The 25809-nt window shown below is 68.6% G+C and carries 25 protein-coding genes, 1 tRNA gene and 1 pseudogene; 17 read left to right on the top strand and 10 right to left on the bottom strand.

What is annotated here, in order from left to right; all coding sequences use genetic code 11:
• Positions 1 to 54: 54 nt before the first annotated feature.
• Positions 55 to 627, top strand: coding sequence for a class I SAM-dependent methyltransferase (locus ACLBKU_RS03840; protein ID WP_410178209.1), 573 nt, complete (start codon positions 55 to 57; stop codon positions 625 to 627).
• A gap of 304 nt (positions 628 to 931) precedes the next feature.
• On the opposite strand, the gene ACLBKU_RS03835 is transcribed toward ACLBKU_RS03840, so the two are convergent.
• On the bottom strand, positions 932 to 2665 hold the full coding sequence (locus ACLBKU_RS03835) for a fatty acyl-AMP ligase (RefSeq protein ID WP_410178208.1): 1734 nt from the start codon (positions 2663 to 2665) through the stop codon (positions 932 to 934).
• Between the two features lie 145 nt (positions 2666 to 2810).
• Between ACLBKU_RS03835 and ACLBKU_RS03830 the strand changes: the two genes are divergently transcribed.
• From ACLBKU_RS03830 to ACLBKU_RS03815, 4 genes and pseudogenes are all read left to right on the top strand, one after another.
• Positions 2811 to 3476, top strand: coding sequence for a RecX family transcriptional regulator (locus tag ACLBKU_RS03830; RefSeq protein ID WP_410178207.1), 666 nt, complete (start codon positions 2811 to 2813; stop codon positions 3474 to 3476).
• Positions 3470 to 3970: a DUF192 domain-containing protein gene (locus ACLBKU_RS03825; RefSeq protein ID WP_410178206.1), complete on the top strand. Its 501-nt coding sequence runs from the start codon at positions 3470 to 3472 to the stop codon at positions 3968 to 3970. Before ACLBKU_RS03830 ends, ACLBKU_RS03825 begins: the two co-directional genes overlap by 7 nt.
• Positions 3971 to 4259: 289 nt before the next feature.
• A complete protein-coding gene (locus ACLBKU_RS03820; protein WP_410178205.1) occupies positions 4260 to 4688 on the top strand; it encodes an NADH:ubiquinone oxidoreductase subunit NDUFA12 in 429 nt (142 codons plus the stop codon).
• A gap of 171 nt (positions 4689 to 4859) precedes the next feature.
• Positions 4860 to 5096: pseudogene (locus tag ACLBKU_RS03815) on the top strand (DUF2155 domain-containing protein); the annotation flags it as partial.
• 35 nt (positions 5097 to 5131) lie between these two features.
• Here the strand turns inward: ACLBKU_RS03815 and aat are convergent.
• Complete coding sequence (gene aat, locus ACLBKU_RS03810) at positions 5132 to 5944, bottom strand: leucyl/phenylalanyl-tRNA--protein transferase (protein ID WP_410178204.1); 813 nt, start codon at positions 5942 to 5944, stop codon at positions 5132 to 5134.
• A gap of 94 nt (positions 5945 to 6038) precedes the next feature.
• Between aat and ACLBKU_RS03805 the strand changes: the two genes are divergently transcribed.
• The 6 genes from ACLBKU_RS03805 (at position 6039) to ACLBKU_RS03780 (ending at position 10399) form a co-directional block, all read left to right on the top strand.
• Positions 6039 to 6114 (top strand) — tRNA-Trp (locus tag ACLBKU_RS03805).
• Positions 6115 to 6374: 260 nt separating this feature from the next.
• Positions 6375 to 6527 carry a hypothetical protein gene (locus tag ACLBKU_RS03800; RefSeq protein ID WP_410178203.1) on the top strand — a complete coding sequence of 51 codons (153 nt, stop codon included), beginning with the start codon at positions 6375 to 6377 and terminating at the stop codon, positions 6525 to 6527.
• A gap of 175 nt (positions 6528 to 6702) precedes the next feature.
• Positions 6703 to 9156 (top strand): alkaline phosphatase PhoX, encoded by a 2454-nt coding sequence (locus ACLBKU_RS03795; protein ID WP_410178202.1) that lies wholly within the window; start codon positions 6703 to 6705, stop codon positions 9154 to 9156.
• Between the two features lie 219 nt (positions 9157 to 9375).
• Positions 9376 to 9618 carry a preprotein translocase subunit SecE gene (gene secE, locus ACLBKU_RS03790; RefSeq protein ID WP_410178201.1) on the top strand — a complete coding sequence of 81 codons (243 nt, stop codon included), beginning with the start codon at positions 9376 to 9378 and terminating at the stop codon, positions 9616 to 9618.
• A gap of 47 nt (positions 9619 to 9665) precedes the next feature.
• Positions 9666 to 10202: a transcription termination/antitermination protein NusG gene (gene nusG, locus ACLBKU_RS03785; protein WP_410178200.1), complete on the top strand. Its 537-nt coding sequence runs from the start codon at positions 9666 to 9668 to the stop codon at positions 10200 to 10202.
• 62 nt (positions 10203 to 10264) lie between these two features.
• A complete protein-coding gene (locus tag ACLBKU_RS03780) occupies positions 10265 to 10399 on the top strand; it encodes a hypothetical protein (RefSeq protein WP_410178199.1) in 135 nt (44 codons plus the stop codon).
• Positions 10400 to 10498: 99 nt separating this feature from the next.
• On the opposite strand, the gene ACLBKU_RS03775 is transcribed toward ACLBKU_RS03780, so the two are convergent.
• Both ACLBKU_RS03775 and ACLBKU_RS03770 read right to left on the bottom strand, forming a co-directional pair.
• On the bottom strand, positions 10499 to 11014 hold the full coding sequence (locus tag ACLBKU_RS03775; protein ID WP_410178198.1) for a helix-turn-helix transcriptional regulator: 516 nt from the start codon (positions 11012 to 11014) through the stop codon (positions 10499 to 10501).
• A 9-nt stretch (positions 11015 to 11023) separates the two neighbouring features.
• A complete protein-coding gene (locus ACLBKU_RS03770) occupies positions 11024 to 11647 on the bottom strand; it encodes a cytochrome b/b6 domain-containing protein (RefSeq protein ID WP_410178197.1) in 624 nt (207 codons plus the stop codon).
• Between the two features lie 591 nt (positions 11648 to 12238).
• Here ACLBKU_RS03770 and rplK point away from each other — a divergent pair.
• The 4 genes from rplK to ACLBKU_RS03750 all read left to right on the top strand — a co-directional run bounded on the left by rplK (position 12239) and on the right by ACLBKU_RS03750 (position 14178).
• Positions 12239 to 12670, top strand: a complete 432-nt coding sequence (gene rplK, locus ACLBKU_RS03765) for a 50S ribosomal protein L11 (protein ID WP_267616949.1) — start codon at positions 12239 to 12241, stop codon at positions 12668 to 12670.
• A gap of 4 nt (positions 12671 to 12674) precedes the next feature.
• The gene (gene rplA / locus ACLBKU_RS03760) at positions 12675 to 13367 is read left to right on the top strand and encodes a 50S ribosomal protein L1 (protein WP_410178196.1); all 693 of its coding nucleotides are present in this window, start codon (positions 12675 to 12677) and stop codon (positions 13365 to 13367) included.
• A 144-nt stretch (positions 13368 to 13511) separates the two neighbouring features.
• Positions 13512 to 13739, top strand: a complete 228-nt coding sequence (locus tag ACLBKU_RS03755; protein WP_410178195.1) for a hypothetical protein — start codon at positions 13512 to 13514, stop codon at positions 13737 to 13739.
• Between the two features lie 127 nt (positions 13740 to 13866).
• A complete protein-coding gene (locus ACLBKU_RS03750; protein ID WP_410178194.1) occupies positions 13867 to 14178 on the top strand; it encodes a hypothetical protein in 312 nt (103 codons plus the stop codon).
• On the opposite strand, the gene ACLBKU_RS03745 is transcribed toward ACLBKU_RS03750, so the two are convergent.
• The 4 genes from ACLBKU_RS03745 to ACLBKU_RS03730 form a co-directional block, all read right to left on the bottom strand.
• Positions 14137 to 15030, bottom strand: a complete 894-nt coding sequence (locus tag ACLBKU_RS03745; RefSeq protein ID WP_410178193.1) for a GNAT family N-acetyltransferase — start codon at positions 15028 to 15030, stop codon at positions 14137 to 14139. The genes ACLBKU_RS03750 and ACLBKU_RS03745 overlap by 42 nt on opposite strands.
• Before the next feature lie 17 nt (positions 15031 to 15047).
• The gene (locus tag ACLBKU_RS03740) at positions 15048 to 16025 is read right to left on the bottom strand and encodes a polysaccharide deacetylase family protein (RefSeq protein WP_410178192.1); all 978 of its coding nucleotides are present in this window, start codon (positions 16023 to 16025) and stop codon (positions 15048 to 15050) included.
• 57 nt (positions 16026 to 16082) lie between these two features.
• Positions 16083 to 16844 (bottom strand): competence/damage-inducible protein A, encoded by a 762-nt coding sequence (locus tag ACLBKU_RS03735; RefSeq protein WP_410178191.1) that lies wholly within the window; start codon positions 16842 to 16844, stop codon positions 16083 to 16085.
• Between the two features lie 154 nt (positions 16845 to 16998).
• Positions 16999 to 18507: a flavin-containing monooxygenase gene (locus tag ACLBKU_RS03730; protein WP_410178190.1), complete on the bottom strand. Its 1509-nt coding sequence runs from the start codon at positions 18505 to 18507 to the stop codon at positions 16999 to 17001.
• 127 nt (positions 18508 to 18634) lie between these two features.
• Here ACLBKU_RS03730 and ACLBKU_RS03725 point away from each other — a divergent pair, with 127 nt between their 5' ends.
• Positions 18635 to 20665, top strand: a complete 2031-nt coding sequence (locus ACLBKU_RS03725) for a TonB-dependent receptor plug domain-containing protein (protein ID WP_410178189.1) — start codon at positions 18635 to 18637, stop codon at positions 20663 to 20665.
• A gap of 245 nt (positions 20666 to 20910) precedes the next feature.
• Complete coding sequence (locus tag ACLBKU_RS03720; RefSeq protein ID WP_410178188.1) at positions 20911 to 23475, top strand: TonB-dependent receptor; 2565 nt, start codon at positions 20911 to 20913, stop codon at positions 23473 to 23475.
• Positions 23476 to 23652: 177 nt separating this feature from the next.
• Here the strand turns inward: ACLBKU_RS03720 and ACLBKU_RS03715 are convergent, their stop codons facing one another.
• Together ACLBKU_RS03715 and ACLBKU_RS03710 are read right to left on the bottom strand one after the other, a co-directional pair.
• Complete coding sequence (locus tag ACLBKU_RS03715; protein WP_410178187.1) at positions 23653 to 24816, bottom strand: acyl-CoA dehydrogenase family protein; 1164 nt, start codon at positions 24814 to 24816, stop codon at positions 23653 to 23655.
• Between the two features lie 143 nt (positions 24817 to 24959).
• The gene (locus ACLBKU_RS03710) at positions 24960 to 25772 is read right to left on the bottom strand and encodes a crotonase/enoyl-CoA hydratase family protein (RefSeq protein WP_410178186.1); all 813 of its coding nucleotides are present in this window, start codon (positions 25770 to 25772) and stop codon (positions 24960 to 24962) included.
• Positions 25773 to 25809: the final 37 nt, after the last annotated feature.

Here is a 25809-nt window from a genome sequence, read left to right as displayed (position 1 = left end):
ATTCTTCAATCGCCAATTATGTCAACTCTGTTGTCAATTTACTGGGGCGACACAATGTCGATGTTCGAGGGTGTTTCGGGCCGGATCGCGGCCAAGGTGATGGAACGGATGAACGCCGAGGCGGAACGCGAAGCCGTGCGCCGCCTTGATCCGCTGCAAGGGAGCAAAGTGCTGGTGATCGGGTTCGGGCCAGGCGTCGGCCTTGAATACCTGCTTGAGCACCCGGTCGACCTTGTGGTTGGGATCGACCCTTCGCAGGTCATGCAAGATGCAGCTGCGGCCCGGAACAGGGCGGCGATCCAGGCCGGGCGTTTGCGGCTGATCAAGAGCACCGCCGCCGATCTCGATCCAGCCACCGGGCCGTTCGACGCGGCCATTGCGGTCCACACGTTGCAGATTTGCCGCCCATTCGGACCGACCGCTGCGAAGCTCGCAGAAGCTCTGCGCCCGGGCGCGCGCCTGATCGGGATCACGCACGCGTGGGCGGCCCGAAAGGATTATGGCGAGGAGGCTCTTTTCGTCGATGCCGTATCTGGCGGGCTTCGTGAGGCTGGCTTCGCGCACGTCAGCAATGGCCGGGCCGAGGCTGAAGGTGGGTCAGCTGTGTTGCACGACGCGATACGATGATGCCGGCGTCGCAAGGGTCACCAATCCCGCGGCTATCACCCACTCCGGGTCCTTCCCGATTGCTCGGCGCAACGCCTGAACCTGCCACTCCCCGGCGTCCCCGCGGAAGCTGGGACCCAGGGCGGCGGGTGCTGTCCTGTGAAGCCCTGGGCCCCAGCTTGCGCTGGGGTGGCAGGGGGAACTGAAGAACAACCCCGTCGCCCCGGACGTGATCCGGGGCTTGGCTTTTCTTGATCTGCGCGTGAACCGAAGGAAGCCGAGCCCCGTGTCGAGCACGGGGCGACGCTGGGGGAGTGGTGCGGGTTCAGGCCGCCAGGTCGATCGGGACGATCTCGCCGGCGAGATACAGCTTCTTTGCCTTGGCGCGGCTGAGCTTGCCCGAGGAGGTGCGCGGCAGCGTCCGCGGCGGCACCAGTTCGACGATGCAGCTCATGCCGGTGACCGAGCGGACCTTGTCGGCGATCTGGTCGCGCAGTTTCACGCGCTCTTCGGGGTCGGAGACCTTGCAGTGGACCAGCACCGCGGGCGCTTCCTCGCCGTTCTCCATCTCGATCGCAAAGGCGGCGATGTCGCCGTGGTTGAAGCCGGGGAGCTGCTCGACCGCCCACTCGATGTCCTGCGGCCAGTGGTTCTTGCCGTTGATGATGATCATGTCCTTCGCCCGGCCGACGATGAACAGGTAGCCGTTCGCGGTGTAGCCCATGTCCCCGGTGTCGAGCCATTCGCCGACGAGGCAGTCGTTCGTCGCCTCCTCGTTGCGGAAGTAGGAGTGCATGACGCTGGGGCCCTTGCACCACACCTTGCCGATCTGGTGATCGCCGCGCGCCTCGCCGTTCTCGCCGCGGATCGCGACCTCCATGTCGGGGAGCGGCTTTCCGCAATTGACGATCGCCCGATAGCGCGCGGGCCGGGAGAGGTCGCGCGGGGCGCCCGAGAGGCGCTCCTCCTCGACCAGCTCGACCCGGATGCCCTCGCCCGGCGGCATCACCGTCACCGCCAGCACCGCCTCGGCGAGGCCATAGGAGGGGGTGAAGCTCGCGGCCTTGAAGCCGGCGGGGGCGAAGGCGTTGACGAAGTTCTGCATCACGTCGGGCCGGATCATGTCCGCGCCGTTCCCCGCGATCCGCCAGCGCGAAAGGTCGAAGCGCTCGGCGACGTTCGATTGGCTCGAGATGCGGCGCGCGCAGATGTCGTAGCCGAAGGTCGGCGAATAGGAGAGCGAGTTGCCCTTGTTGCGGGTGATCATGTCGAGCCACGCCAGTGGCCGCCGCGCGAAGGCGTCGGGCTTGATGTAGTCGGCCGAGACCTGGTTGGCGATCAGCGACAGGAAGCACCCGACGAGGCCCATGTCGTGATACCACGGCAGCCAGCTCACGCAGCGGTCGTTGGTGCCGAGGTCCATCGTGGTCGCGTGACCGTAGAGGTTGTGGAGCAGCGCGCGGTGCGTCACCGCGACCCCGGTCGGGAAGCGGGTCGAGCCGGAGGAATATTGCAGGTAGCAGATATCGTCGGGCGAAGCCTCGGGGAGGGTCACCTCGGGTGCCTCGCGCGTCGCGAAGGCCTGCCAGCTTTCGGCCGCACAGCCCTGCCGCGCGGCGGCGGCGCTCGCCATCTCGGCGATTTCCTCGGGGTAGAGGAGGATCTTCGGGTCCGAGCTCATCAGCTGGATCGCGAGCTGGTCGATATAGTTGTCCTTGCCCCCGAAGGTGGTCGGCAGCGGCAGCGGCACCGGCCAGGCCCCGGCATAGACGCAGGCGCAGAACAGCGCGGCGAACTCCGCCCCGGTCTCGGCGATCAGCGCGACGCGGTCCTCCTTGCCGATCCCGGCGGCGACGAGGCGGCGGGCCATGACCAGCGCGTCCTCGCGCATCTGTGCATAGGGATAGACTCGCGCGAGCTCGCCGCGCATGTCGTGGAAATTCAGGCCCTTGCGGCTCTGCGCGGCATAGTCGATCGCTGCGTTGAAGGTCGCGAACTGCGCGCGGATACGCGGCAGCTCGCAGTCGTTCGGCGTCGGCGTCAGGACGGCGTCGGTCATGTTGTTGTGCGATACCCGTCAGTTGCGGCGCGTTTCATGGTGACGTTCCCTCACGCGCTCTGGCATAACCCCGTGCCACCGGGCCACGCCCGGCGGCGTTTGAATATTTCGCATTTGATAAGGAAAGTGGCACGAATAAGGCGAAATGGTTTCAGGTAAAGCGAATTCGTCATCGCCCGGCCGCGCTGCCGGGGAGGATCGCCCGGGCCGGAGCCGGGGCGCGCGGCGGGTCAAGCCCCCGCTGACCGAGGCGAATCTGCGCGACCTCGCGCTCCACTACGCCGCCCGCTTCGCCTCTACGGGCGCGCGGCTCGAGGCCTATCTTTCGCGCAAGATCCGCGAACGCGGGCTCGCCGCGGACGCCGACGGGCGGGTGATCGCGCCCGACCTGCCGGCGCTGGTCGCCCGGCTGGTCGAGCTCGGCTATGTCGACGACGACGCCTATGCCCGGATGCGCGCGCGCGATCTCGGCAGCCGCGGCTACGGCGCGCGGCGGGTCGAGGAGAGCCTGCGCCACGCCGGGGTGGGCGAGGGGCTGCGCCGCGTCCATGCCCCGGGCGAGGCGGCGAGCCGCCGCGCGGCGGCGCTGCTCGCGGCGAAGCGCCGGCTCGGGCCGTGGAGCACGTCGGCCGAGCCCGCCGACCCGCTGCTTCGGCGCAAGGCCCACGAAAAAGCCGTTGCAGCAATGCTGCGCGCAGGCCACCAGTACGAGCACGTGAAGCTCATCCTCGCCGCGCAGCGTGTCGAGGATGTCGAGGAATGGGTCGCCGAAGCCGAGGGCGACGAGGAAGGGATCGACGAGGCATGGTGAGGCATATCCTGGCAGGCAGCGTGATGGCTCTGGCGCTTGCGGCCTGCTCGACCGGCGAGAGCGCGACCGCGAGCGCGCAGACTCCCGCGCCCGCCGCGGCGAGCGCGGCGGTGCACCCGGTCTCGGGCCTCAGGGTGATCGACCTCACGGTCGAGCGCGGCGCCAAGAGGCTCGCCTTCAAGGTCGAGCTCGCCGACACCCAGGAAGCCCAGGCGCGCGGGCTGATGTTCCGCCAGAGCCTCGGCGATTTCGAGGGAATGATCTTCCCCTCCGGCACCCCCCAGCCGCGCAGCTTCTGGATGAAGAACACGCCGCTCTCGCTCGACATCATCTTCATCGGCGCTGACGGGCGGATCCTCAACATCGCCGCCAACACCGAGCCCTATTCACTCGCCTCGGTGAGCTCGAAGGGGAATGCGAGCGCGGTGCTGGAGCTGCGCGCGGGCCGGGCAGCGGCGCTGGGGATTGTGCCGGGGGACAAGGTGGTGTTCTAGTTTGCGTGCCCGCCTCCGCGGGCACGTCCTCGGCGAGTCTCAGGCCCTTGCGGGCCTGATCGCCTGCGGCTCGCGCGCGTGCGCTCGCGGCCCGTCCGATGGCGGGCCGGATCACTGCCAGACCCGGGTGTGGCTTTGGATTCGGTCGCGCTAGCGACCGCGAGGCCACGCGGCCGAGCCGCAGGTGCTCGAGCCTGCAAGGCTCGAAACGCACCGAGGACGTGCCCGCAGAGGCGGGCAAGCAAACAGGTATTGGCCCCTCCCGCCGAATCCGCTAGGCGCGCACCCCATGGGTATCCTCGCAAAGATCTTCACCTGGTGGGACGGCGCCACCATCGGCACCCACCTCTGGGCGAGCCGTGTCAGGGGCGAGCATGTCGGCACCGACGCGGCCGGCAACAAGTACTACCGCGCGCGCACGAAGGAGACCGGCAAGCGCGACGGCTCCTACACCAGCCGCGAGAAGCGCTGGGTGATCTACGCCGGCGCCAACGACGCGAGCCGCGTGCCGCCCGAGTGGCACGGCTGGCTCCACGGCACCTATGACGACGTGCCCGAGAGCCACCTGCCCCCGGCCAAGATCTGGGAGGCCGACTGGACCCCCAATGCCACCGGCACCGCCGCCGCCTACCGCCCGCAGGGCGCGCTCGAACGCGGCGGCGTGCGGGCGAAGGCGGTCGGCGACTACGAGGCCTGGACCCCCGGGGCCGCGGACTGAGTCGCCCTCGTGCGGGCGCCCGTCACCCTGCTGGTCCTTACGCTCGCGCTGGCTGGCTGCGACTGGCTCGCGCCCAAGCAGGCCGAAGCGGTCAAGGTTCCGCTGGAGGCGGCGAGCCCCGCCCCCGTCGCCGCCGCCACGGCGCCGACCGGAGATTACGGCGCGACCCCGATGAACGCGCGCGTCGCGGTGCTCGGCCTCCTCAACAAGCGCAACAACGTCTCCGAGGAAATCCGCCTCAAGCCCGGCGAGGCGCGCGAGATCGGCCCGGTGATCGTCCGCGTCTCGGCCTGCGAGCGCACCGCGCCCTGGGAGATGCCGCAGCAGACCGGCGCCTTCGTGCAGGTCGACATCCGCGGGCGCGGCCAGCAGAACCACGCGCGGGTCTTCTCGGGCTGGATGTTCCTCGAGAGCCCGAGCCTCAACGTCGTCGAGCACCCGGTCTATGACGTCTGGGTCAAGGACTGCGTGATGCGCTTCCCGGGCGAGGAAGGCCCCGCCATGCCGCCGCCTTCCGCACCGGGCGCCAAGCCCTCGGCGAGCCCCTCGGCCGCGGCGACGCCCGAAGCCGCGCCCGCGCCTGCCGCGACCCCCGCCGCATAGCCCTCGGCAAACCAGCGCCACGCCATGCCGATGCTCGAGCGCGGGCTTCCGTGCGCCCCCTCGAGCCGCCGCCGGTAATCGGCCTGCGCCATCTCGACCGCGCCCATCGAGCGCAGGTGCTCGGTCATGAACTGGCAGTCGAGCAGCACGAAGCCCGCGCGCCTCAGCACCGCGACCAGCCAGGCGAGCGCGACCTTGCTCGCGTCGGGCACGCGGCTGAACATCGATTCGCCGCAGAACACCCGGTCGAAGCTCACCCCGTAGAGCCCGCCGACCAGCTGCGGCGGGGCACCGTCCGCGCCCGGCAGCCAGCACTCGACCGAGTGGGCGTGCCCGGCGCGGTGGAGGCCGACATAGCTCCGCACGATGCGCTCGGAGATCCACGTATCGGGATGGTCGGGGCGCGGCTCGGCGCAGGCGCGGATCACCCGCTCGAAGGCGCGGTCGACGGTGACGGTGAAACGATCCGACTGGATGACCTTCCGGAGCGACTTGGAGATGTGCAGCCCGTCCAGCGGAATGATCGCCCGCTCGCGCGGCTCGACCCAGAACACCTCCGGGTCCTCGCGCCGGTCGGCCATCGGGAAGATCCCGCTGCGATAGGCGAGCAGCAGGGTCTCGACGGGGACCGGGGGGCGCTGGGGCGAATGCATGGTCGCAGGCGATACTACAGGCGCGCACGCGGGCAGGTAAAGTGGATTGCCTATCTCCGGCGCCTTCGTTAAAGGGCCCGCCTGCCGCGAGTGCAGGGGTGTAGCTCAGCTGGTAGAGCATCGGTCTCCAAAACCGAGGGCCACGGGTTCGAATCCTGTCACCCCTGCCATTCTTGTTCGCGAACCCGCCTCCGCGGGTTCGTCCTCCCGGCTGATCCTCCACTTCGCTGCGCTTCGTTCCGGGCCGGTCCGGCTCGGCCGCGTGGCTTCGCGGCGCTGCGCGCCGAGCCGCCGCCCGGCAGCCATGCTCCGTGGTCACAGCCGCCGTTCCTTGCGCTTTCCCGAATCCCGCATTCATCCCGCGGCAAGGCGAGGCGTGTATTCCTGTCGACGAGTTGAGTTCCACGTCGCTCGCACAGGAGACTTCAGGATGAGCGCCCACACCTTCCGTTCCTCGCGTCCCGACCAGTGGGTCAGCCCGCGCCCGACCCGCGATCCGGCGCGGCTCGCGGCGATCCACGGGCCGCTGCGCCCGATGCACGAGGAGCCCGGCCTCCTCGCCCGCCTGTTCGGCCTGCGTTGAGGCGCAGCGCCGCTCCGGTCGCCCCGGGGCCTGCGACGGGTGCACTCCGTTCGTCGCAAAGTCGCCGATTTGATCGGCGATTTCATCGCTTTGCCATGATTTCGCAACCGCCGCGTCATGACCTGCGGCCATGTGTCACCCGCTGGAATTCATTCCCAGGGGGACACACTCAGCCATGGCTACCAAGATCATCGACGCCGCCTATTCCGACGGGGACGTCGACACCAACTTCACCAACCTGCGCACCCTCAACGAGCTCGCCGACGAGCGCTTCTCGCGGCGCCAGACGCTGATGGGCGCGCTCACCGCGTCGCTGACGGCGTTCCTCGGGACCTCGATGCTGACCGCCTGCGGCGACGACGACGGCACCCCCTCCTCCGGGGTGCTGGTCAATGCCGGCCAGGATGCCACGACCTCGGCCGGGCGGCTGGTCACGATCGCGCCGACCACCGCCAACAATGCCGCCTTCACCGTCGAGCAGTTCGCCGGCCCGACCGTCACGCTGTCGGGGACGGGCGCGACCCGCAGCTTCTTCGCCCCCGGGGTCTCGGCGCCGACCGTGCTCGGCTTCCGCATCGCCGCCAACGGCCAGGTCGACGACGTCAACATCACCGTCAACCCGGCGCAGCTCGGCTTCACCGCGGTGGCCAAGAACCGCAACGACGTGGTGACCGTGCCATCGGGCCACAACGTCACCGTGCTCACCCGCCTCGGCGATCCGATCGCGGCGGGCGTCCCGGCCTATGCCAACAACGGCACCGACACCAATTTCGCCGGCCGCATCGGCGACCACGGCGATGCGCTCTACTTCTACGGCCTCTCGGCCGCCGGCGTGCGCGACGACAACAGCTCGATCCGCGGGCTGCTGGTGCAGAACCACGAGAACCTCAACGTCCAGTATCTCCACCCCTCGGGCCCGACCAACCTCACCTCGGGCGCGCGCCCGGCGGCCGAGGCGATCAAGGAGATCGAGGCGCACGGCGTCTCGGTGGTCGAGATCCAGGACACCGGCAACCGCAACTGGGTGACGATTCCGAACAGTGCGCTCAACCGTCGCATCACGCCGAACACGCCGATGCAGATCAGCGGTCCGGTGCGCGGCAGCGCCTTCGTGCGCACCGTCGCCTCGCCCGACGGCACCGCCGCCACCGGCACGATCAACAACTGCGCCAACGGCCATGCGGCGTGGGGCACCAACCTCACCTGCGAGGAGAACTGGGCGGGCTACTTCCGCCGCGACAACACCGGTCCGGGCGCCGACACCGCCAACCGCACCGCGCGCGAGCTCACCAGCCTGCGCCGCTACGGGGTGAACAGCAACCGCGGCAACTACAACTGGGCCTCGGCCTCGACCACCGATCCGATCTTCCGCCGCTGGGACGCGCGCGCCGGCACCGGGGATGCGACCAGCGACTACCGCAACGAGCCCAACACCTTCGGCTGGGTGGTCGAGATCGACCCCTACAACCCGACCCTGGCGCCCCGCAAGCGCACCGCCTTGGGGCGCATGGGGCACGAGGGTGCGTGGCTCTCCAACCTGGTCGAGGGCCAGCGCATCGCGGTCTACATGGGCGACGACGCGCGGCGCGAATACCTCTACAAGTTCGTCTCCGACGCCGCCTGGACCGAGGCCGACCGCAACCGCTCGGACCGCCTCGCGGTGGGCGACAAGTATCTCGACGCGGGCACCCTCTACGTCGCCCGGTTCAACGCCAACGGCACCGGCACGTGGCTGCCGCTGGTGTTCGGCCAGGTGCCCAACCGTCCGGCGGTGAGCGGCGAGCCTGAATACGTGTTCCAGAGCCAGGCCGACATCCTCGTCAACACCCGCCTCGCCGCCGACGCGGTGGGCGCGACCCCGATGGACCGCCCCGAATGGACCGCGGTCAACCCGGCCAACGGCGAGATCTACCTGACCCTCACCAACAACAACGCCGCCGGGCGCCCGGTCACCGGCACCGATGCGGCCAACCCGCGCTCCTATGTCGAGCCGGTCGGCGCGGGCACCAGCGCGGGCAACCCCAACGGCCACATCATCCGCCTGCGCGAGAACGGCAACCTGCCCACAGCGACCAGCTTCACCTGGGACATCTACCTGTTCGGCGCGGATTCGATCGACGCCGATGCCCAGAACGTGAACCTCTCCGGGCTCACCGCCGACAACGACTTCTCGAGCCCCGACGGCCTGTGGTTCGCCCGGCCGCAGAACCCCTCGGGCGTCGGGCGGCCGCTGCTGTGGATCCAGACCGACGACGGCGCCTTCACCGACCGCACCAACAACCAGATGCTCGCCGCCCTCCCCGGCCAGGTCGGCGACGGCGGGGCGCGGACGATCACCAACACCAACGGCGGCACCGGCACCCAGGCGACCTTCGTCGGCGCGGCGGCTACGGGGGCGACCCTGCGCCGCTTCCTGACCGGCCCGGTCGGCTGCGAGATCACCGGCGTCGACACGACTCCGGACGGCCGCACGCTGTTCGTCGGCATCCAGCACCCGGGCGAGGACGGCACCGCCGACAACCCCGACAGCAACTGGCCCGCCAGCCAGACCGGCGCCGCGCCGGGCGTGCGCCCGCGCTCGGGCGTGGTCGCGATCACCCGCGCCGACGGCGGGATCGTCGGGGTCTGAGCACGGCCCCCGGCCTAACGACACGGAGGGGCGGGGCAGCACCGGCGCTGCCCCGCCCCTCTTGCATTCGCGCGCCCTCGCGCGTAAGGGCGCAGACGTCTTTCCGACATCGGCAGATCCTCCAGCCCCTCCGGCGACCTTGTCCCGGGCGGCGCGGAGCCCTACCTCAAAGCCGGCCGGACGAGACGTGAAGGCATTACGCGAAGGATCAAGGCTCTCATGGCCGACAAGATGATCGCTCCCAAGGACGGGGCCGAAGAAAAGAAGCGCAAGACCTCGCCGGGCGAGTTCTTCAACCAGGTCAAGGCCGAGACGAACAAGATCGCCTGGCCGACCTGGGAAGAGACCTATCGCACCGCGATCTTCGTGTTCATCTTCATGCTGATCCTCGCGGTGTTCTTCCTCGGCATCGACAGCCTGTTCGGCATGGTCGTGCGCGCGCTGATCGGCCTGCTCCAGTAGGCTCCGCGCCCCCCCGCCCGACAGACCCCAATACGCAAGGACCTCCCATGGCTCGCTGGTACATCATCCACGCTTACTCCGGTTTCGAGAACAAGGTGCGCGACGCGATCATCGCCGAAGCCGAGCGCCTCGGCCTCTCCGAGGGCGTCGAGGAGGTGCAGGTGCCCACCGAGACCGTGACCGAGGTGAAGCGCGGCAAGAAGGTCCAGGTCGAGCGCAAGTTCATGCCCGGCTACGTGCTCGCCAAGCTGAACATGACCGACGACATCTACCACCTCGTCAAGAACACCCCCAAGGTGACCGGCTTCCTCGGCTCGGGGAACAAGCCGCAGCCGATCTCCGAGCGCGAGGCCGCCCGCTATTTCGGCGGCGTCGCCGAGGCCCAGGCCGCGCCCAAGCGCGACATCAGCGTCGATTACGAGATCGGCGATTCGGTGAAGGTCAACGCGGGGCCCTTCGCGAGCTTCAACGGGATCGTGGAAGAGCTCGATTTCGACAAGCAGCGGGTCAAGGTCTCGGTCTCGATCTTCGGCCGCGCGACGCCGGTGGAACTGGGCTTCGAGGAAGTGGAGCTCGTCAAGTAAGGACGCGCCCCGGGATCTGCCGAAGGAAGCGCCGCTTCGCCACGCGCGAGGAGGCCGAGGTCGTGGCGCTCGCCGCCGACGTCAGCTTGCGCGCCTATAAGTGCACGCTGTGCGCGCAATTCCACCTCACCAGCCGGACCAAGGGCCTGCGGGTGCCGCGCGTCGCGGCTGGCGATGCACCCAGCCGCAAGGCATAGCGCTGCGCCATGCCGCAATCACCTGCGTCGCGTCCGCTTTCGGGCGTGAGCGTCCGATTGCGTTGTGACCGATGGTGGGTGGAAAGTTGCCTGACCGCCTCAAAGCGATCCTAAAGGCTCCCGATCCGGCAAGGCGATCAGCTCTTCGAGGAATTGCGCAATCAGGCCTGAATGGGAATCGACCCCGGCCTTGGCATAGACCCGCGCAAGCTGCGCGCGGACAGTGCCGGCTGCCGAGCCGCGCAAGCCCGCGATCTCGGCGATATCGCAGCCCTTGAGCGCGAACAGCGCCACGTCAGCCTCGGCCGCGGTGAGCTGCCACTCCGCGAAGCGCAAGGCAATCAGATCGGCCAGTGCGCCTTGCGCCGCGGCAACCGCGGCCTCGTCACGCCGGGCGGCGGCGATAAGGCTGCGCACCTGCAAGGCCCCCAGCACGACGGCGACGAGGAGGGCGGTGGCGGCCATGGCTTCGATCACGAGATGCGAGCCGATCCCTTCGGCCAGCACATCCCCCACCAGATCGGCCATGAAGAACGCGCAGGCCAGGGCCTGCAAGGCCACGAGGATGCTGATCCCGGTGGCCTTGCGTTCAATGCTGCGCGCTCTTGTGGTCATGCTGCCTGCCTATCGTCCGAGCGGGGCCATCGCCATAAGAACCTGCTTGCCGCTGCGCCGGGTCTCGAAGATCACCCCGCCGATGTGGAGCAGGATCAGCAGGTAGAGCAGATTGGCGGCCGTCTCGTGGATTTCGCCAAGCGGGCCTTCCTCGGCCTCACCTGCCTCTCCGCCTTCCTCTTCACCCTCTGCGTCTTCGCCTTGGGTGGCGGTGGCGATGGTGCGATGCTCGGCCTCACGCTCCGAACCGTCCCATGGCGGCGGGCCAGCCATGGCTATCCCTGTGCCGATGATCGTCAGCAGGCAGCCCCAGATGGCATAGACCATCAAGGCGCCGAGCGGATTGTGCGAGGAGTGGTGCTCCTTCCTGCCCGCCCGGATATCGCGCAGATGGCTGAGCGCCTTGTGCGGGCTGGGCCAGAAGGCCGAGAAGCGCGCTTCGGCGGGGCCGACCAGACCCCACAGCAGGCGCAGGCCGAGGATCGCGGCCAAACCGTAACCGACCCAGATATGCGGCCCGGAGCCTTCCTCGGTGACAAGAGCATTGGCGAGCACGGCCAGCGCGATGGACCAGTGGGTGATCCGGACAATCGGATCCCAGCGGCGGCGAGCGGGTGAAGGCGTTTCGGTCATGGGGCATCCTTTGCGAAAAGGTGCCAGCGACCGCACTGAGAATTGGGGGGGACAAAGCAAGCCGCTGACCCGCCGCACATGGCGCTGCACGGGAAGCATGGCGATTGGCGATCCGCTTATCCGGCCCTGCGTAAGCGGCTGCTTAGGGGTCGATAGCCGAACGTTCGCTTTCGGCGGTCAGGGGGCGATTGCCGACATTTCCTACGCCCCGGCCAGCCGCTAAGGTGCCTCCAGGCTCTTTCCCATCGTTCGGCCGGTCTGCGAGGCCGTTGGGTCTGTGCGGCGCCACACAAGGCCCCGATCCCCTGTCCGTCCGCTTGACGAAACTGGCCCTTAGCGACTGAAATCATGGTACAATTGGCAGTCCTGCAAAGCGGACAGGGTGTCCGCTTTGTCCGCTTGCCCTGCGGCGCAGTCACAGCCGGGTTGCTTTTTGCCCGGCTTGCGCCTAGGCGCGCGCCTTCGCTCGGGCTTCGGCTCCGGGTGATTCCGTGCGGGAGCTTGCGGCGTTGCACAGCCGCTGGCGTTTGACCGCTCAACATGAGCCGCGATGGAAACAGCGCGGCAACAGTGCGACAGGAGTAAGGCCTCATGGCCAAGAAAATCGAAGGCTATATCAAGCTGCAGGTGCCCGCGGGCTCTGCCACGCCCTCGCCGCCGATCGGCCCGGCGCTGGGTCAGCGCGGCGTGAACATCATGGAATTCTGCAAGGCGTTCAACGCCGCCACGCAGGAAATGGAAAAGGGCATGCCGATCCCGACGGTCATCACCGTCTACGGCGACCGCTCCTTCACCTTCGTCACCAAGACCCCGCCCGCCTCGTTCTTCCTCAAGAAGGCGGCCAACCTCAAGTCGGGCTCGAAGGAGCCGGGCAAGGTGTCGGCAGGGACCATCAAGGAATCGCAGATCCGCGAGATCGCCGAAGCCAAGATGGCCGACCTCAATGCGAACGACGTGGACCAGGCGATGAAGATCATCGCCGGCTCGGCCCGCTCGATGGGCCTGCAAGTGGTGGAGGGCTAAGCACATGGGCAAGATCACCAAGAAGGCGAAGGTGCTCGCCAACCTCGACCGCGAGAAGCTCTACACCGTCGAGGAAGCTCTCGCGACCCTGCGCCAGTACAAGAGCAAGTTCGACGAGACCGTCGAAGTCGCGATGAACCTCGGCGTCGATCCGCGCCACGCCGACCAGATGGTCCGCGGCATGGTCTCGCTGCCCTCGGGCACCGGCAAGGACGTGCGCGTGGCTGTCTTCGCCCGCGGCGACAATGCCGAGAAGGCGCTTGCCGCCGGCGCGGACAAGGTCGGCGCGGAAGACCTCATGGAAGACATGATGGCCGGCAACCTCGACTATGACCGCGTGATCGCCTCGCCCGACATGATGGGCGTGGTCGGCCGCCTCGGCAAGGTGCTCGGCCCCAAGGGCCTGATGCCGAACCCGAAGCTCGGCACCGTCACCCCGAACGTCGCCCAGGCGGTCAAGGATGCCAAGGCCGGCCAGGTCGAGTTCCGGGTCGAGAAGCAGGGCATCATCCACTCCGGCATCGGCAAGCTCAGCTTCTCCGACGACGCGCTGAAGGCGAACTTCAAGGCGCTGACCGAGGCGGTGGTGAAGTCCAAGCCCTCGGGCGCCAAGGGCAAGTACGTCCGCAAGGTCACCGTGACCTCGTCGATGGGCCCGGGCCTCAAGGTCGACCTGTCGGAAGTCGAAGGCGCGTAAGCACCTTCGTTTCGCATCAACGGATCAAGAGGGGCCGGAAGCATCGCGCTTCCGGCCCCTTTTGCGCCGGGCGGCGGCAGGGGCGCGATCCCTTGCGGATCATGTCGGGGCGGGCGCGGGTAGGGTTCCGGCAAGGAGCATCCCATGCTGAGACCCGTCATCATCGCCATCATCCTCGCGAGCCTGATCGCGACCTACGTCACCCGGTCCTTCGTCGCCCCCGGCATCGGTGCGGCCCTGCTCTTCGCGGTGCTGCTGCTGGGCTGGCTGTTCAATCGCAGCGCCCGGGGCGCCAGTGTCCGCGAGGCCGAGGCGGCGACGCACCGCCAGCGCGCCGAGCGGGCACGGGACAGCGGCGCCGACCCGCACTGATCGAAGCGCGGGAACTTAACTTATATTGCCCGGGCACTTGTCTTTCCCGGAAGATCATCCATCTCTTTCGCGAGCCTGCGGCACCTCCTCCCCACTCCCGCCGCGCATCTTGAAAGAGGTCCGGAACATGCCCCTCCCGTCCGAGCGCCTGGTCGGCTGGCTCGCGCCCAAGTGGATCGTCGCCGCCGTCGCGCTTGCCGCGGTTGTGATGCTGGCGAGCTACGATCCGCGCCTCGGCTTCGCGGCGGGCGCGCTGTTCGGGGGGGTAATCGCCGTGTGGCTCTACCTCGCGCTGCGCTACGGCTCGCTGTCGGGCGCGCGTTCGGTGCGCAGTTCGATCGTCGAGACGGCCGCGGTGCACAGCCGCAACCGCCGCAAGGCCGAGGCGCGCACCGGCCTAGGCGCGCAGCAGCGCCCGGATCCGACCCAGCGCCCCTGAGCGCTCCGCAAGCGTCCTCGCCCCCGCGACCGCCCCGTCGAACGCGCCCCGCGCGCCGAGCAGCGTGCGGTTGGCGAACGTCGGGGCGAGCAGCACGAGGCTGGTGCATGCGGCGTGGTGCGTGCCGAACATCGCCTTGTGCGCGCCCTCGCCCTCGGTGAAGTCGAAGAAGCGGAAGCGGCCCTCGCCGAACAGCCGCTCGAGCGCCTCCATCTGGAGCACCGTCCCCGGCGAAAGCCGCGCCCAGGCGGGATCGTGGCCGAGGTGCGCGTAGACCAGCGTCGCGCCCGTCACCGGGAGCGAGAGGTAGGCAACCGGAGCGCCGCCCGCGTGGAGCAGGAAGGCCCGCATCCGGTCCGCCTCGGCAGCCTCGAGCATCGTGCGGCGCGCCTCGGGCGTGTCGGGCAGCCCCGCATCCAGCAGCCGCGCCTGGTAGGTGCGTGCCGAGAGCGGCAGGGCGAGCGCGAGGAAGGCCTCGACCTCGGCCGGAGTGCGGTGCGCGGTGACCGCGAAGCTCCCCGCCTCGTCCGCGAGCCGCTTCGCCTTTCGGCGCAGGGTCGCACGGGTCTTGCCCGAGAAGCGCGCCATGTAGGCCGCGAAGCCCGTCTGCATATCGATGTAGTGCCGCCGGTAGTCCTGCCGCGCCCCCACCAGCGCGCCCGGGTAGCGCGCGGCGATCTCGGCGAGCCGCGCGGTCGGGGCGGAGAGCACCCGCACCCCGTCGCGGCCCGCAGGCGGGGCCTCGGGGAGCGCGCCGGCGAGCACCTCCTCGAGGGTGAAGGCCCAGGTCGCGAGCGCGCGCGGCACGCTCGCCAGCCGGCGCGAGCCGAGGGTGAAGTCGATCGCGCTCACCGCCGCACCCGTAAGGCTCAGCGCGCGCCGTAGAAGGCGTTGGAGACGAACTGCTCGGCGAGGCGGATGCTGGTGCGCAGCGGGCTCGCCGGGAGCGTGGCGTTGCCGCCGGTGAGCCGCAGCAGCGGCGGCGTCTCGGCATAGGTGCCGGTCTCGACCCGCCGCATCGCCGCGAGTGCGCCGATCAGTCCGACGAAGCGTCGCCGCACGACATGGTTCACCGCCTGCTTGCGGCGGTTGATGAGCTCGAAGGAGTGGCTGACGAGTGTGAAGCTCTCATGCCCGTTATCGCGCGCATGGCGGATCGCGGCGAGCATCTCGGTGAGGGTCAGCGCGGTGATCTGGGCGTGGCGCAGCCCCCCGGAGAGCGTGCTGATCGCGCCGACCGGCACCTCGATCACCCCCATGTGGCCGAGCGGGTCGCGGTCGTCCGGGCCGAGGCCGATGCGGCTGCCCCCGGTCGAAAGGGCGGGGCAGTGGCTCGAATCGTAGTGCAGTCCGATCGTCGCGAGCGCCCGCAACGTGTCGTCGTTGGCGCCGTAATTGCCCGCGCGGAAAGCGATGGGCGCGGGGGCTCCGGCGGCGACCAGCGTCGCGCGGGCGTAGTCGAGGATGCGGCACTGCTCCTCGAAGGGGAAGTCGTAGAGGAAGGTGCCCGTGGGCTTGCCGGGCACCGGGTTGGCGGCTCCGGCGAGCGCAAGCCATTCGGTGTGGCAGTGGAGCTGGACGTCGTGCCCGGCATCGAGGATCGGGCCGACGATATCCTCGATCGCGGCGATGCCCCACACCAGCGCGGGCATGGGGTCGACGAAAAACACCGCCTTCTGCCCGTGGCGGTTGAGCAGGGCGAGCTTGTGGGTGATGCCGGAGGGCCCCTCGGGCGTGACGCAGGCGATCGAGCGCGCGAAGTTCTCCGCGCGGTCCGCGGCGGTAGGCCCGGTGTAGAGCCCCGAGGAATACTCGGTGTCGATCGTGATGAAGACCCGCGTCGTCATGTTCCTGCCCAATAGGGCAAGAGGGTTAAGACGCGGTGATGATGTATCTTTCGGGTTTCAGATGCCGCCGGGCGTGGGGGCGTGGCCCTGCGCTGCGAGCGCGCCCGCGAGCGCCTCGCAGCAGCTCCTGAGGTCCTCGGGACTGACCGAGCGGATCACGAAGTTGGCGCCCACCCGGCCCTCGCGGAAGAAGGGGTAGGAGCCGATCTGGCACGCCGGGTGCGCGGCCTCGGTTTCGCGCAGGAGGTCGGCGACCTCGCTTTCGGCGACCCAGCAGCCGATCGTCTCGGAGAGCAGCGGCGCGCCCCCCTCGAGCTGGCCGGTGAGCGCGTCGAGCATGCCGGCGGTGATGTGGGGCACCCCGGCCATGACGAAGAGGTTGCCGATGCGGATTCCGGGCGCGCCCGACATGCGGTTGGGGATGAGCTCCGCGCCTTCCGGCACACGGGCCATCCTCAGGCGCCCCTCGTTGAGGCCGCCGCGGGTCGCGTAGTAGCGCTCGAGCAGCGCGCGCGCCTCCGGGTGGATCACGACCGGCACGCCGAGCGCCGCGGCGACGGCGTCCACAGTGATGTCGTCATGCGTCGGCCCGATCCCGCCGGTGGTGAAGACATAGTCGTAATCGGCGCGCAAAGCGTTCAGCGCGGCGACGATCCGCGCCTCGACATCGGGCACCACCCGCACTTCGGCGAGGCGGATGCCCTGCACCTGCAGCCAGCTCGCGATCTGCGCGATGTTCTTGTCCTGCGTGCGGCCGGAGAGGATTTCGTCGCCGATGACGATGAGCCCGGCGGTCCAGATCTTGTCGGGAGAGGTCATGGGGATTGGTTAGGGGAGATTGGCGGCGAGAAAAAGGGCTTCATCACCCTCCGTTCGCCTCGAGCGAAGTCGAGATGCCACCCGCGCGAGGTGTCTCGCGTTCTTCCTTCGGCAGTGCTTTGCAACCGCTCGACACGAACGGAACGGAAGGATGCTACTCCGCCGCCTCGAGCTGCTGGTCCGCGGCGCGCGCGTTGGCACCCGGCCTCGTGAAGGTGAGGATCCCGTCGGTGAGCGGGTCCTCCTTCATGCGCTTCCGGTCGATCACGTATTCCTGGTTGAGGCGCCAGGGATAGCTCACCGAGTTTCTCGGCATGATGTGCTTGCCGCGCTGGATGTAGCCGCTCGAGAAGTCGAACACGTCGTCCTCCTCGATCGCCGCCTCGGCCTCCTTGGTCAGCACCGGGGTGGCGATCGCGGTGCCGGTCTTGCGCATGTGCTCGAGCACCCGGCACACGTAGTCCGAGTTGATGTCCGCGCGCAGCGTCCAGCTCGCGTTGAGGTATCCGAACACCACCGCGAGGTTGGGCAGGTTCGAGAACATGCAGCCCTTGTAGTAGAACCGCTCGTTGAAGGCGACCGGCTCCCCGTCGACGCTGACCGCGATCTTGCCCGCAACCGCGAGCTTGAGGCCCGTGGCGGTGACGACGATGTCGGCGGGGAGGAAGCGGTCGTCGGCAAGCCGCACGCCGCCCTTCTCGAACTTCGCGATGTGCCCGGTCACGACATCGGCCTTGCCGGCCTTCATCGCGCGGAACAGGTCCTCGTCGGGCACGAGGCAGAGGCGCTGTTCCCACGGGTTGTAGGGCGGGGTGAAGGCGGCCTTGTCGTAGTCCTTGCCGAGCGACTTCTCGATCTTCTTGTAGAGCGCGTCCTTCACCTTCTGCGGCTTGTCGCGCGCCATCTTGAAGCTGAAGTCCTGGAACCAGATGTTCTTGAAGCGGGTCAGCCGGTAGGCCAGCTGCTCGGGCAGCACCGCGCGCAGGAAGTTCGCGAAGGCGTCCTTGGCGGGGCGGGTGAACATCCACGTCGGGGTGCGCTGGAGCATCGTCACATGCGCCGCCTCGCGCGCCATCGAGGGGACGATGGTGACCGCGGTCGCCCCCGATCCGATCACCACGACGCGCTTGCCGGAATAGTCGAGGTCCTCGGGCCAGAACTGCGGGTGGAGCACCTGTCCCTCGAACGCGCCGAAGTCGAAACCGGGGTCGTAGGGCTCGTCGTAGTCGTAATAGCCCGAGCCAAGATAGAGGAAGTTCGCGGTCAGGCGGGTGCTGCTGCCGTCGGCGAGCTCGCACTCGACGTGCCAGCGCGCCTCGTCGTGGCGGAAATCGGCGCTCAGCACCTTGTGGCCGAAGCGGATGTGCTGGCGGATGCCGCGCTCGTCGACGATGCGGTCGAGGTATTCGAGGATCGCGGGCGCATCGGCGATCGACTTCTCGTGCCGCCACGGCTCGAAGTCGAAGCCGAGGGTGTGCATGTCGCTGTCCGAGCGGATGCCGGGGTAGCGGAACAGGTCCCAGGTGCCGCCGAGATTGTCGCGCCGCTCGACGATGGCGTAGCGGTGCTGCGGCGCCTTCATCTCCATGTGCGCGGCCATTCCGATGCCGGAAATTCCGGCACCGACGATCAGCACGTCGAAGTCTGGTGGTGTCGCAAGCATGGCGGGCCTCTCTCTCCCTAATTGACACCGATGTAACCACACGTGCGGGCCAAAAGCGAGTCTCGAATGGCAATTTGCAACCGAGTTTGGGGTGACGGGGGAAAGGCGAGGCGATAGGGCGCGGGCCATGACCTTCGCCGCCCGCCTGCTCGTCGCCGTCTCGCTGTTGCCCCTTGCAGTGCCGCTCGCCGCGCAAGATGTTGAAGAGGCGGAGGAGAGCCCTCCCGCCGCGGAGATCGTCGTCACCGGACGCGGGCTCGACCCGGCGCTCTCGACCGGAATCTACGCCACCACCACCCTCGAGCGCGAGACCATCGTCGCCGCGCCCTCGGGGCGGATCGAGGACGTGCTGCGCAATGTCGCGGGCTTTCAGCAGTTCCGCCGATCGGACAGCCGCTCTTCGAACCCGAGTGCGCAGGGCGTGACGCTGCGCGCGCTCGGCGGCAACGCGACGAGCCGCGCGCTGGTGCTGCTCGATGGGGTGCCGGTCGCCGATCCCTTCTTCGGCTACATTCCCCTGTCGGCGATCCCGCCCGAGACCCTGGGCACGATCCGGGTGACGCGCGGCGGCGGCTCCGGGCCCTTCGGCGCAGGGGCGCTGGCGGGGACGATCGAGCTCGAGAGCGCCGAGCCTGGGCAGGCTGGCGGCTTCCTCGGGAGCGCGGCGATCAACGACCGTGCGGACACCGAGGCGAGCGGGGTGCTCACCCGGCGGCTCGGCAGCGGCTTTGCGGTGGCGAGCGGGCGCTGGGACCGGGGGCAGGGCTTCTTCACCACGCCCGCAGACCAGCGCGTCCCCGCCACCGCCCGCGCCGCCTTCGACAGCTGGAACGCGGCCCTGCGCACGGTAGCGCCGCTCGCCCCCGATATCGAGGTCCAGGCCCGCATCGCCGCTTTCCGCGACACCCGCACGCTGCGCTTCAAGGGCGCAGTCTCGGCGAGCGAGGGGCAGGAGGCCTCGATCCGCTTCGTCGGGCGCGGGGCTTGGCAGTTCGACGCGCTCGCCTATGTCCAGGCGCGCGACTTTTCCAACGTGGTGATTTCCGCCACCCGCTTCACCCCGACGCTCGACCAGCGCGCCACCCCCTCGACCGGGGTCGGCGGCAAGTTCGAGCTGCGCCCGCCGCTCCTCGAGGGCCACGATATCCGCATCGGCGCCGACTACCGCCGCGCCGAGGGGGAGACGCGCGAGGAGGCGCTGAACGCGGTCACCGGCCGCGTCACCGAGCGTCGCCGGGCAGGGGGCACGACCGACAACCTCGGCCTCTTCGTCGAGGACGACTGGCAGATCGGCCCGCTGACGATCAACGGTGGTCTGCGCGCCGACCGCTCGAGCGTGACGGGCGGCTTCTATCGCGCGGTGAGCGCCACCGGGGTGCCGGTCAACACCATCCTGCCCGCCGACCGCTCCGACTGGTCGGCAAGCTGGCGCGCGGGTGCGCTGTTCTACGCGACCCGCCGCCTCTCCCTGCGCGGGGCGGCCTACACCGGCCTGAGGCTCCCGACGCTGAACGAGCTTTACCGCCCCTTCGTGGTCTTCCCGGTCACCACCGAGGCCAATGCGGACCTCAGGAACGAGCGGCTCAAGGGCTACGAGGTCGGGCTCGACTGGCAGCCGGTCAGCGCCGTGGTGATCGCGGTGACCGCCTTCGACAACCGGGTGGAGAACGCCATCGCCAACGTCACCATCGGCCCCAACCTGCGCCGCCGGGCGAATCTCCCCGCGATCGATGCGCGGGGGGTCGAGGCGAGCGTCGCGGCGCGGGTCGGCCGGGTGAGCCTCGACGGGGCGCTCGCCTGGACCGATGCCGAGGCGCGCGGGCGCGGGCTTTCCGCCGACCTCGACGGCAAGCGTCCGGCGCAGACGCCGAAGCTCGCCGCGACCGCGACCCTCGGCTGGGAGCCCGCAGCCGGCTGGCGCTTTGCGGGCACGCTGCGGCACGTTGCGGCGCAGTTCGAGGATGACCGCGGGACCGACCGGCTCCCCGCGGCGACGACGCTCGACGCCTTCCTCGCGATGCCGCTCGCGGAGAAGTTCTCCGTGGTGGTGCGCGGCGAGAACCTGACGGGCGAGCGGATCGTCACCCGCAACCAGGCGGGCTCGATCGATCTCGGGACCCCGCGCACCGGGTGGATCGGCCTGCGCTACGGGTTCTGAGAGGCCCGATCCCGCTTGCAAAACAAAGTTGCGGCTACACTGCCATTGGCGACGCTATGCTGCCTGTCAGCCGCCCGTTGTGGCATTTTTGCTACTATCGGCCAGAACTTTCGCTCTCACTCTTGTTAGGGCGCGCGACCCTGATAGGTTTCGCCCCGCTAACCCAAGTCGGCAAAAAGACCGGCTGGCATGTGGAGAGAAGGGAAAACATGACGCGCAAGCTCGCAATCTATGCGTGCGGCCTGATGGCCTGCAGTGCACTGACCACCCCCGCCTTTGCTCAGGACACGGAAACCGAAGCCCAGGCCCCGGCCAACGACGACGGCGTGATCATCGTGACCGCGACCCGCCGCGCGCAGGACGTCCAGGACATTCCGCTCGCCGTGACTGCGATCTCGCCGCAGCAGCTCGAGACCCAGCGCGTCGTCAACATCCAGCAGGTTGGCGCGCTCGCCCCCTCCTTCACCGCCAGCCAGGCGCAGCTCGCTTCGGGCTCGGTGGTGCTGCGCATCCGCGGCGTCGGCACGACCTCGAACAACATCGGCTTCGAGAGCGCGGTCGGCATCTTCATCGACGGCGCCTACCAGTCGCGCCCGGGCGTGGCGCTCAGCGAATTCGTCGACGTCGAGCGCGTCGAGGTGCTGCGCGGGCCACAGGGCACGCTGTTCGGCCGCAACACTTCGGCGGGTGCGCTCAACATCACCAACGTGCGCCCCGACGTGACCGAGTTCGGCGGCTTCGTGAACGCCGAATACGGCAACTTCAACGAGAAGGCGATCCAGGGCGCGATCAACGTGCCGATCGTCAAGGACACGGTCGCGGTCCGCGTCACCGGCGCGTGGCGCAACCGCGACGGCTTCCTTGACGTCGTCAACGCCAGCGGCACCAAGATCGGCGAGACCAACGACGTCGACCAGTGGATGGTGCGCGGCCAGATCGGCTGGGATACCGAAAGCGGCATTCGCGGCCGGATCATCGCGGACTATTCGAAAAACACCTCGAGCTGCTGCGGCGCCATCGAGCTGTACCAGTCGCCACTGGTGACTGGCGGCGTCTACAATGCGGTCGGCCTCGGTGCGCGGGGCGGCAATGGCCAGCCCTTCGTCGCCACCGCCGCCAACGATCAGCGCGGCTTCGAGCGGGCGATGGACAATCGCGTCGTCTCCGCCAACTTCGTGCCCGAGGCGAACATCAAGAACTACGGTGTCACCGGCGAGCTCGAGTTCCCCGTTTCCGACAACGCGAACCTCATCTTCATCGGCTCCTACCGCAAGTACCAGAGCTTCGAGCGCTACGACACGGACTTCACCGGGCTCAATCTCTTCAACGTCGACGGGCTGAATCTCGACATCGACACCTGGACTGCCGAACTGCGCCTGCAGGGCGAAGCGGCGGGCGGCAGGCTCAACTACATGGTGGGCGGCTTCTATTCCGACGAGCGCATTGACCAGAACCAGACCTTCGGTCTTGGCTCGCAATACGAGGCGAACCTCGGCGCCCTGCTGGGCGGCTCCTTCGGGCCTGCGCCTCTGCAGCTCCTTCAGACTGTCGCCGGGACCACGCCTGTGCGTACCCCGACCGGAACGAGCACCACCAATGGCTTCAATCAGGATGCCAAGAGCTACGCGCTCTTCACGCACAACAGTTTCGAAATCACCGACGGGCTCGAACTCACCCTGGGTGCGCGCTATTCGTGGGAAGACAAGTCGGGCGGCTTCCGCCAGATCGCGACCAACAACCAGATCTGCCCGGCAACGCTTGCCTCTCTCGGCGCGCTCAACACCCTGCTGCCGGCGGGAACGCCGGCCGCGACCCGCCAGCAGGTCACGGGCGCCTATGTCGCGGTCGGCTGCCTCGGCTTTGTTGCACCGGTGAACCTCCCGCAGGCCGCCGCGTTGCCGCTGCCGCGCACCTTCCAGACCAACTTCAAGGACGAGGAACTGATCTACACGGCCAAGCTCGCCTACGAGTTCAGCCCGTCGATCAACGCCTATGCAAGCTTCACCCACGGCTACAAGTCGGGCGGTATCAACCTCGATTCGACAGCTGCCGTGAGCGGCGCCGATCCGCGCTTCCTGTCGGAAGAAGTCGATGCCTACGAAGTCGGCGTGAAGGCGCAGACCGCAGACCGCTCGGTGACGGTCAACGTCGCGGGCTTCATCGAGGAGTTCACGAACTTCCAGGTGCTCGAGTTCACCGGCACCGCCTTTGCGACCTTCAACGTGCCCAAGGCGAAGACCCGCGGGGTCGAGATCGAGAGCCTGCTGCGTCCGGCTCCCGGCCTGACCTTCAACCTCGCCGCGACCTTCCTCAAGGCCGCCTATCCCGACGACTGCGCCGGCACGCAGATCGCGCCGCAGGTGGTGTCGCTGTGCGGCAATGACCTCACCAACGCGCCGCGCATCATCGCGCTCGCCGGTGCAAACTACGAGACGCCGCTGACCGACGGCATCGACTTCTTCGTTGCGGGCCAGGTGCGCATGGAAGACGATCAGCGCACCTCGACCCAGCCGATCGTGCCGCCGAGCGTCCAGCAGATCGCAACGCTGGGGGTTGCCGGGGCCGTCGCGGCGCAGCCGAAGATCGTTGCCGACATCCAGGACGGCAAGGCCTTCGTGAACCTGCGCGCGGGCCTCCGCTTCGCCGAGGGCAAGTACGCGCTCGAAGGCTGGGTCAACAACCTCACCGACGAGGTGGTGCGCGGGGTGACCTTCAACACCACGCTGCGGGGCTCGGGCGCGGCCAACTCGCGCTCGGCCTTCACCCTGCCGCCGCGCCAGTACGGTGTGACGCTGCGCGCGAAGTTCTAGGCCAGCCGGCTTCGGCCAAACAGAAGGGGCGGCTCGGGAAACCGGGCCGCCCCTTTCTTTTTGCGCAGGCCACCAGATCGGTCGCGCCAGCGACCGCAAGGCCACGCGGCCGCCCCGCAGGTACTCGAGGCCGCAGGGCTCGAAACGCACCGAGGAAGCAGCCCCGGATGGGGCTGCTCACATGGAACGCGCGATCAGCATCTTCATGATTTCATTGGAGCCGCCGTAGATCCGCGCGATGCGGGTGTCGCGGTACATGCGGGCGATGGCGTAGTCGTTGATGTAGCCCGCCCCGCCGTGGAATTGCAGGCACTTGTCGACCACTTCCGACTGCAATTCGGTCACCCAGTACTTGGCCATGCTGGCGGTCGCGACGTCGAGCTTGCCCTCGAGCAGCTTGGCGATGCAGTCGTTGACGAACACGCGCGCCGCGGTGCCGCGGGCCTTGAGGTCGGCGAGGGTGAACTGGGTGTTCTGGAAGTCCCAGATGGTCTTGCCGAAGGCCTTGCGGTTCTTGACATATTCGACCGTCACGTCGAGCGCCTTCTCGATCCCCGCGATGGCGTTCATCGCGATCACGAGGCGTTCCTGCGGGAGCTCGCCCATCAGCTGGTAGAAGCCGCGGCCCTCGATGCCGCCGAGCAGATTGTCGGCCGGAACGAAGACGTTGTCGAAGAACAGCTCGCTGGTGTCCTGCGCGTCGAGGCCGATCTTGTCGAGCTTGCGCCCGCGCTGGAAGCCCTCTGCCCCCTCGGTCTCGAGCAGCAGCAGCGAGATGCCCTTGGCGCCCTCGTTCGGGTCGGTCTTGGCGACGACGATGATGAAGTCGGCGAGCTGCCCGTTCGAAATCCAGGTCTTCGAGCCGTTCAGCCGGTAGCCGTTGCCGTCCTTCAGCGCGGTGGTCTTGATCGACTGGAGGTCGCTCCCCGCGTCGGGCTCGCTCATCGCGATGGCGCTGACGAGGTCGCCGCTCACCAGCCGTGGGAGGTATTTTTTCTTTTGTTCCTCAGTGCCATGGCGCACGAGGTAGGGCAGGATGATGGTGTTGTGGAGCGACGCGCCGAAGCCGTCGACGCCGTATTCGCCCTGCTTGGCGATCACCACCATGTCGTGCCGGAAGTCCCCGCCGTGGCCGCCGTATTCGGTCGGCACCGAGACGCCGAGGAGCCCGGCGGCCCCGGCCTCGCGCCAGAACTCGCGCTCAACCATCCCGTCCTCGCGCCACTTCTCGACCCGCTTCTGGGGGGCGTGCTGAGCGTAGAACTTGCCGACCGCATCGGCGAAGATGGCGATCTCCTCGTCTTCCATGAAGGCGGGCGGGGGCACGTCGATGACGGGCATGGTCTCTCTCTCTCCTGGTGATCAAGTCCTGCGATGTTTCACGTGAAGCACTGCGCTGAAGGGGGGTCTGGGAGGGGTCTGGAGGGGGGCAAGCGGGGGTCTGGCGCCCGCTTCCCGCCCGCTAGCGCCCCTCTCGGACGGGCTTACTTCCCGGTCCAGTTCGGCTTGCGCTTCTCGGCGAAGGCCGCGGCGCCCTCGCGCGCGTCGTGGCTGACGAACACCGGGCCGATCAGCTCGCCCTGCCTGGCGTAGCGCTCGTCCATCGCCCAGCCGCGCGACTGCTTCATCACCTGCTTCGAAACCTTGACGGCGAGCGGGCCATTGGCCGCAATCCGCGCGGCGAGCGCCTTGGCGGCATCGAGCGCAGAGCCCTCGGTCACTTCGTTGACGAGGCCCAGTTGGTAGGCGCGGGGCGCGTCGATGAAGTCGCCGGTCAGCGCGAGCTCCATCGCGATCCGCTCGGGGATCTGGTCGGGGAGCATCATCACGCCCCCGGCCGCCGCGACAAGGCCGCGCTTCACTTCGGGAATGCCGAACTTCGCGCCCGCGTGCGCCACCACGAGGTCGCAGGCGATCATCAGCTCGAGCCCGCCCGCGAGCGCATAGCCCTCGACCGCGGCGATCAGCGGCTTGGCCGGCGGAGCCTGCACCACGCCGCCGAAGCCGCGGCCCGGCACGCTCGGCGATTCGCCGCGCAGGAAGCCCTTCAAATCCATCCCCGAGCAGAAGGTCCCGCCCGCGCCGGTGAGGATGCCGACGCGCAGGTCGTCCTCGGCATCCAAACGGTCCATCGCCGCCGCGATCGCCTCGGACGCCGCCTTGGTCATGGCGTTCTTCGCCTCGGGGCGGTTGATGGTGACGATGAGGACGCCGTCCTCCACTTCAGTCAGGACTTCGGGCGCGGTGGTGTCGCTCACGGGGCGGATCCTCTCTCTTTGGCCTATCGAATTTGTCATTACGTTTCGAAACGCAATTCTTGTGCGAGTGGTGCAG

It is taken from the genome of Erythrobacter sp. NE805, assembly GCF_046452355.1.
GTDB lineage: Bacteria > Pseudomonadota > Alphaproteobacteria > Sphingomonadales > Sphingomonadaceae > Erythrobacter.
This window is presented reverse-complemented; position numbering and strand designations above follow the sequence as displayed.